The following is a 7,538-nucleotide window of genomic DNA, read 5'->3' as shown; positions in this document are numbered from 1 at the left end:
TCTATTGCTATTCGCTTTCATCTAGAGGTTGTGGAGGAATCGTCCGCCCCTTCACAAACTGCACACCATAGTAGATTTGGACGGTATGTCGGCGATGCCTACGGGTGGCTATCTAGAGTTGTCCGCCCTGTCGCAAATTCAAATTTATGGGTACATACCCGTTCTGCATTTTTGTCCGAACCTCTCTGAGATAGACTCATATCGAATCTATCAGAAGAGGTGAAGACGGATGAAAGATCGAAAGTAAGCAGAACAAATCGCTGCAGAACGTGTGCAACTCCTGGCTCCACTGCTTACGGAAGGGCTTGATCCGGCAAAGGCAAGGGAAATTAAGCAGAGAATCTGTGAGCAGACCGGAATAACGGAGAGGACGTTACGGCGGTATCTGGCAGCCTACCGGCAAGAAGGTTTCTGTGGGTTAAAGCCAAAGAGTAAAGGGAAACAACTTACGCCCCCCGCCATTGCACCAGAAATCTTAGAGCAAGCGATCTTATTGCGGCGGGAGGTGCCGGTGTCGCTCAGATCATTCAGATCATGGAATGGGAAATCGCATTCAACCCGGACAAATTAAGCGAAGTACGCGCTTCAAGAAAATCTAACAGCACACGGTTACAGTACAAGGCATATGCGGATGTACGCAGATTCCGGTGTGGCCGCCCGGCGGTTCCAACAGCGACACCGCAATCGCCTTTGGCACTCGGATTTGAAGTACGGTCCGTATCTGCCTATTGGGCTAAACGGGGCGATGAAACAAGTGTTTCTCGTTACCTTTATCGACGATGCGACGAGGTTTGTGCTTCACGGGGAGTTTTACCCCGTTATGGATAAGACGATCATCGAGGATGGTTTCCGAAAGGCCATTCAGAAGTACGGTGTTCCAGAAGCGGTGTGCTTCGACAACGGGAAGCAGTATCGCACCAAGTGGATGACGCGGACGTGCTCGAAACTAAGCATTCGTCTTCTTTTTGCAAAGCCATATTCGCCGGAATCCACCGGGAAGGTGGAGCGATTCAATCGGGTGGTAGATGCTTTCCTCAGCGAAGCGGCGCTCGAGAAACCAAAGACGCTCGACCGCCTGAATGAGCTGTTTCAGGTCTGGCTTTCGGAATGTTACCAGAACAGGCCACATTCGGCGTTAGAGAATAAACAAAGTCCCGAAACCGCATTTCGAAGTGACAAAAAGGCGCTGCGGTTCGTGGAGTCGGAGATACTGGCAGCCGCCTTCCTTCACTGTGAATCTCGCAAAGTAGATAAATCCGGATGCATCAGCTTTATGGATCGCAAATATGAAGTCGGTCTCCCGTTCATCGGATGTAGCGTGGATGTTGTGTACGATCCGGCTGACATGACAGAACTGACGATCGAGTTTGAGGGCCATGAACCGTGGAAGGTAAAAGAGCTTGTGATCGGCGAACGTGCTGGGAAACGCCCTTCACTGCCGGATCATCTTCAGCCGCTGCCAGCAGATTCGTCAAGATTGCTCACCGCTGCCGAAGAGCGGAGCCATCAGCGCTACACCGAACAAGCACCAGCTGTCACTTACTGAAGGAAAGGCAAGGTGAATGGCGATGTTTGAAGCATTTTACGAGCTTAGTCGTTCACCGTTCTCCAGGGATGTTCCGCCGAGTGAATTGTATGAGTCGGAAATTCTGGAGGAGACACTCGGGCGCTTGGAGTATGCGGCTGAGCGGCAATGGTTTGCGGTTGTGACTGGTGACTGTGGAACGGGAAAGACAACGACGATTCGACGTTTTACGGAAGAACTGGATCCTGCGAAATTCAAGGTGCTCTACTTGTCAGACTCCAAGCTGACGCCGCGGCAGTTCTACAAAGGATTACTTGAACAACTCGGTTGTGAGTCGAAATTTTACCGCGGGGATGCAAAACGTCAACTGCATCGGGAGATCGAACTCATGCGCGGGATTCACGGGCTGCAACCCGTTGTGGTCGTGGACGAAGCACATCTGTTAGATCGGGAGATGCTAGAAGAGGTTCGCTTCCTACTGAATTTCAAGAGGATGCGCAGAGCCCCATGGCGCTCATCCTCGTAGGGCAAAGTGAACTGTGGGATCGTATCCATCTGCAAGCGTACGCCGCGATTCGCCAACGTATCGATCTGCAATGCAAGTTGCCTCATTACGATCAGGCACAAACCGGGGCATACGTTCATAGACACATGACCTACGCCGGTGCGGAACGAGACATCTTCACGGATGGGGCAATCGACGATATCTATCGTTTCTCTAGCGGAGCAGCGAGGTTAATCAACAAAGTGTGCACTCATTGTTTGATTTACGGTGCTCAGAACAAACATCGCATCATCGACGATCATATGGTTAAATGCGTTATTCAGGGAGAATGATCATAATTCTCCCTCTCGTATATCCGGAAACTGGTCAGATTGACCGTCAATAGCAGGACAACTTACACCGTCAATCTCGGGACATTATGCGTTAGCAGTAACACCTGATATTTGCTCGGCTTTTCTATTTGGAGCAGGGTCGGAAATAGAGAGGGCTTTGCTGTAACGGAGCGTTTCCGAAGGCATTTATTTGTAAAATTTGGACTGTTGCTCCAGGCTCAGATACAGGAATAGGATTGACACTGCGCCTTTTTGGTTTTATGATGAATATATATTCATTCATTAAAAGGGGCGGATCAAAACATGGAATCTGATGATAACAAATTTACAATTGTGAAAGCAGACAAAGTGGATTTCGATGTGAGAAAACAAATGTCTGAAATATTTTCTGAAGGCTTCTCGCAATGGCTAGTTTTCTTTTCAAAGGACAAAAATAAAATTGCAGAAGCTTTTGCACATATGTTTGTATTAGATCAATTTTATGTAGCAATAACTAATAATAAAATTGTTGCCGGAATGACTGCATGCACGGATGGTAATAATTTATCGGTTCGATTAAATAAAAAGGAATTAAGGAAGCATCTTGGATTTTTCAAGGGAAGCATGGCAGGGATCTTTCTAAAGAAAGAATTTGAAGCCGCTTTTGAAAAAATTCCTCCCAATACAGGGCCGATTGAGTTTGTTGGAACAGCTTCTGCATTCAGAGGACAGGGTGTAGCCTTCAAGATTATAAGGCACATCATTGAAAACACGCCTTACAATGAGTATGTCATTGAAGAGGTTGCGGATACGAATACTCCGGCAATGAATTTATATAACAAACTGGGATTTGAAGAATACAAAAGAAAGCCTGTTCCAAAAGCTATGGCGAAGAGAAACGGTATCAATAATCTTTTATCTTTGAAATATGTACAAAAATAAAATATATTTATTCAGATATTGGGATTGAACAAAGGAGGGGGAAATTGTTGCCTAGAACTAAAGAACAATTTGAGGCAATGAGAACGGAGACCAAAAATAAAATTCATTCGGCTGCAATAAAATTATTTGCCAAGAAAGGATTTGCTGCAACCAGTATTCAGGACATTGCAGTTAGGGCAGGTATTAGCATTGGATTACTGTACCGTCATTATAAAACCAAAGAGGAGTTGTTCAATGATCTAGTCATATATGCTGCACAAGGATTAGAACATATGATTAACAAGTTTCGAAACGGTTCATCTCCAGCTGATTTAATTCAACAATTTACTTTGGAAGTTTTGCATGATCTTGAAAAAGATGAGGAATTCGCGCAATTTCTCATGATCATGAATCAGTCATCCGCTATGGAAGACCCTTCCCCACAAGTTCAATATTTAAACATTCAGAGTGAAGAAATGTTAAAAGAGACAGCTCGTCTTATTGAAAAAGGTCAAGAACTTGGTCAGTTTAAACAAGGAAATGCTTCAGAAATGGCATTTTACTATTTTGCATCCATACAGGGATTAGCAATGGCGAAAATTTCAGCCAGCGAACGGTTTATTACTCCGAGTCCTGAAATAGTGACAGCGTTTTTGAACACATAAATTACTATTGGCATATAAAGATGCCTTATAATGCGGGTTATTTTTCCTTGCCTGCCTCTTCAATCTTCTCTTCAATCTTGTGTTTTTCTTCTCCCCACCAAAGCACTTGCTCCGTGTCTTTAATGACTTCTTTGATTTCATGCTTTTCCGCAACGGCGGGTGGGGAACCACGGAGAGGTTTACCCGATGTATTTTTTAGAAATAGGGTAACAACGACAATACCAATTAGAGAAGCGAATAATAAATAATATGCCGGTATAAATTCATTGGCGGTCGTATTAATCAGCCAGGAAATCAGTAAAGGCGCCGTGCCTCCAAATAACGAAGCGGAAATATTGTAGGCCACCGCCAAGCCGCCGTACCTGACTTCTGTAAAAAACAGCGATGGTAATTGTGAAGTCATGGTCCCTTTAATGCCGGCCAGGAGCACACCAAGAATCAACAGTCCAAAGAAAATTGACCAATTATTGCCGCTTCCAATTAATATGAATGATGGAATAGACAACAAAATAATACCGGTCAAACTGGCCTGAATGATCCGTTTATTTCCGACTCGGTCACCCAAATATCCTATAAATAATACAATAGGGATCATAATAAACATAACAATTATTATTAACAGGAGTCCTTTTGTTTCTTCATAGCCTAATACCGCCGTTAAGTGGGAAGGCATATAGGTTAAGACCGTATAATCCGTTACATTATAGAAGAAAACCAGGACCAAACACATCAGCAGCGATCGTCGATGAAACTGAAACAGTTCTTTCATGGAGACATGCTTTTCTTTTCCCGTTTCCTCTTTCTTCTCTTCCATCGCTGTAAAGGCGGGAGATTCCTCGAGATGGTTTCGAAAATACAGGCCTATGATTCCGATTGGTCCGGCAATCAGGAACGGCACTCTCCAGCCCCAATCAAGCATCGTTTCGGATCCCAAAGCATAGGTAAGTGCCGTAACCAACCCCGCACCACCAATGTATCCGACCAGAGTCCCCACTTCCAACCCGCTTGCCATAAACCCGCGTTTTTTATCCGGTGCAGATTCCGCAATAAAGGTCATAGCCCCGGCATATTCCCCGCCTGTAGAAAACCCTTGTACCAATCTTGCGCACAGCAATAGAATCGGCGCAGCAATTCCAATGGACGCATAACTTGGGATCAGTCCGATACTGAATGTTGAGATGGCCATCATAATTAATGTGACAGCCAAAATTTTCTTACGTCCTAGCCGGTCACCCAGCATTCCAAAGAACATTCCGCCAATAGGCCGTATAAGAAAGGCAACCGCAAACGTACCAAAGCTAAATACCAACTGAGTGGATTCACTTATACCCGAGTAAAACACTTTCCCGATGATTACAACCAAATAAGAATAAATGCCAAAATCAAACCATTCCATGGCATTGCCTAATGCGGTAGCCACCACGGCCTTTTTCGCAATATCTGTGTCTACAACCGTAATATCATCTTTATGAAATTTATATTTTTTCCGTTTGTTCTTTTCTTTTTTTCGATCCATTGGCGGGAATCCTCCTTAAACACCCCCTTAGTATTTCCCTGCCCCCATAAGTTTTAAACCAGAATTTTGAAAGCCCATAATGAGAGGTGTGCTGCCCCCGTTTGTTAGAAAGAACTGCTATAAAGCCGGGAGAATCCATTCCTTGATCAATGTCCACCTGTCCCGAGGATTCATGGTGAATTCCGATGCTATGGCTATGACAAGCTCTTGTTCCGGAAGACAGCAGATCACATTGCCGCCATCGCCTATCGCCGAATATGCAGAAACACCGTCCTCTTCGCGTAACCACCATAGATAACCGTAGTTATTGGGATTCATCGAAGTCGATTCGTTAATCCATGCCTCGGAAATAATCTGACGATGTTCCCAGAAACCTCTGTTCAAATATAGAAAACCGAAACGCGCCATATCACGGGGAGTCAGTGTAAGTCCCCATCCGCCAGTGGAGTGGCCCTGAGGGTCATGAACCCAGCCTTTCACATTGCTCCCGAACAAATCATCGAACCCGAATGCTTTCATTTCATGCTCCGGGATTTCTTTCATGCCGATGGGTTTAAATAAATGCTCGTTGGCAAACTCGCGGGCGCTCCGGCCGGTGCTGCGAGTGAGGATGGCCGAAAGTAAATGTGCCCCTGCAGTAGAATACTTGAAATCGCCAAGCTTTCCTTGTTGGCCCAGCATATCAAGGGTATACTTTACCCAATCAGGCTGCATGCACATCTTGTCCAGTGGTTCCTGCCAGTCCTGAAACGGATAGGGAGCCGTCATCGTGAGAAGATGGCGCAGGGTCACTTCCCCTTTAAGCGAATCAGCAGCTTTGGGAGCATATTCGGGGAAGAAATCGAGCACCTTCTGGTCAACGCTTGTGATATCACCATTATCTATGGCAATGCCAATAAGAGCCGATATAATACTTTTCGTTACAGATGCCACATGATGCGCATCATCCGGGCCACAGCCATTATAATACCGCTCGAAAGCGATAGATCCGTTCCTCACAACCACCATGCCGTTTATATTGCTGTAATCGGACTGGATTACAGACTCGAGCTCCGAGAGCTTGTTGGGATCCATTCCCAAGACGGCGGGATCTTCGGTATGCCATTGCGCAGTTGGCCAGTAATTTGTGTGCATTCTAAATTCCTCCCCTGAATGGAATGTGAATTCCATCGCTATTTTTTCTTAACAGGAAAATATACCTCTGTAACCATATCCTCAGGAACGGCGGCTTGATTGGGGTCGGTGACATATACTTCGTAGGGTGATCCCACCAATTCATATCCCTTACTATGGATCCATTCCATCAGCTTGGCATATACCGATGTCAGTTCGGAATAGGAGCCCTTTAGAACGGACTTCGCACAAAGACCTCCGGGCATATCTCTCGTTCCCTTGACCGGTTCCGCTATCGGGATGGCGAATTCGGTATCGTTGCCGGCAGGATTGTATTCAGGACTGTGGTAAATCGTCATAGGTTTACCGAGCAAGGTAAGTTTTTCGGTAGCGATCTTTTCATAGAGCCTGCTAAAAAACGTTTCATAACCTGCGGCATAGTCATCACTGCTCATCATCTGACGTCTATACAGAATATTCATTGGCCGGGTTTCGACAAGTTCTACTTCTATATGGTCAAGGTGCGACATCATCGGAATGCCCTTCTGCAAATTTAAAATATCTTCGTTCATTTGTTTAAGGGTGTATTCCAAAGCATTCAGCTTTTCCTGTATCTCTCTTGTCTTGCGATTAAGGACGGAACACAGCTTCTCTTCGGATTGATCCTCTTCCCATTCCAGAATGACTTTGATTTCTTCCAGGGAGAAATGATAAGATTTTAAACGGTTGATAAAGATCATCTTTTTAAGCTGCTTGATGGAATAATACCGATAACCATTCTCCGGGTTAATCTCATCGGGGTGGATCAATCCAATTTCATCATAATACCTCAGCGTTTTTGCAGACACACCGCATATCTTTGAGAATTCTCCAATCGAAAGCAAAACGTCACCTCCATTCTTCACATTAAGCTTCTCGGAATTCACATTCCGTTGCAGACTCTAGCTTCCTAGCTAGGGTCTTCTATTGTTTCACCCCCAAA

The 7,538-nt window shown here is 45.2% G+C and carries 7 protein-coding genes and 1 pseudogene; 5 read left to right on the top strand and 3 right to left on the bottom strand.

Annotation, left to right across the window (positions count from 1 at the left end; translation table 11 throughout):
* The first annotated feature begins 256 nt into the window (after positions 1–256).
* From FS806_RS24640 to FS806_RS24625, 5 genes and pseudogenes are all read left to right on the top strand, one after another.
* A pseudogene (locus FS806_RS24640) lies at positions 257–1,546 on the top strand (DDE-type integrase/transposase/recombinase).
* A 22-nt stretch (positions 1,547–1,568) separates the two neighbouring features.
* Complete coding sequence (locus FS806_RS26920) at positions 1,569–2,051, top strand: ExeA family protein (protein WP_260982248.1); 483 nt, start codon at positions 1,569–1,571, stop codon at positions 2,049–2,051.
* Between the two features lie 77 nt (positions 2,052–2,128).
* Positions 2,129–2,362: a general secretion pathway protein gene (locus tag FS806_RS26915; RefSeq protein ID WP_260982247.1), complete on the top strand. Its 234-nt coding sequence runs from the start codon at positions 2,129–2,131 to the stop codon at positions 2,360–2,362.
* Positions 2,363–2,665: 303 nt separating this feature from the next.
* Positions 2,666–3,283, top strand: coding sequence for a GNAT family N-acetyltransferase (locus FS806_RS24630; protein WP_144941938.1), 618 nt, complete (start codon positions 2,666–2,668; stop codon positions 3,281–3,283).
* A 47-nt stretch (positions 3,284–3,330) separates the two neighbouring features.
* Positions 3,331–3,927, top strand: coding sequence for a TetR/AcrR family transcriptional regulator (locus FS806_RS24625; protein WP_144941936.1), 597 nt, complete (start codon positions 3,331–3,333; stop codon positions 3,925–3,927).
* A gap of 37 nt (positions 3,928–3,964) precedes the next feature.
* Here FS806_RS24625 and FS806_RS24620 read toward each other — a convergent pair whose 3' ends face one another.
* The 3 genes from FS806_RS24620 to FS806_RS24610 form a co-directional block, all read right to left on the bottom strand.
* A complete protein-coding gene (locus tag FS806_RS24620; RefSeq protein ID WP_144941934.1) occupies positions 3,965–5,443 on the bottom strand; it encodes an MFS transporter in 1,479 nt (492 codons plus the stop codon).
* A 117-nt stretch (positions 5,444–5,560) separates the two neighbouring features.
* On the bottom strand, positions 5,561–6,577 hold the full coding sequence (locus tag FS806_RS24615) for a serine hydrolase domain-containing protein (protein WP_144941933.1): 1,017 nt from the start codon (positions 6,575–6,577) through the stop codon (positions 5,561–5,563).
* Positions 6,578–6,615: 38 nt separating this feature from the next.
* Complete coding sequence (locus FS806_RS24610) at positions 6,616–7,440, bottom strand: MerR family transcriptional regulator (protein ID WP_144941931.1); 825 nt, start codon at positions 7,438–7,440, stop codon at positions 6,616–6,618.
* Positions 7,441–7,538: the final 98 nt, after the last annotated feature.

Source organism: Paenibacillus sp. 32O-W (genome assembly GCF_007679495.1).
Classification (GTDB): Bacteria; Bacillota; Bacilli; order Paenibacillales; family NBRC-103111; genus Paenibacillus_L; species Paenibacillus_L residui.
Note: the sequence above shows the minus strand (reverse complement) of the source record. Positions and strands in the feature narration are given on the sequence as shown.

Coding starts and splice junctions, on each gene's coding strand:
- FS806_RS24630 (WP_144941938.1), top strand. CDS start 2,666: ATGGAATCTGATGATAACAAATTTACAATTGTGAAAGCAGACAAAGTG.
- FS806_RS26920 (WP_260982248.1), top strand. CDS start 1,569: ATGTTTGAAGCATTTTACGAGCTTAGTCGTTCACCGTTCTCCAGGGAT.
- FS806_RS24615 (WP_144941933.1), bottom strand. CDS start 6,577: ATGCACACAAATTACTGGCCAACTGCGCAATGGCATACCGAAGATCCC.
- FS806_RS24620 (WP_144941934.1), bottom strand. CDS start 5,443: ATGGATCGAAAAAAAGAAAAGAACAAACGGAAAAAATATAAATTTCAT.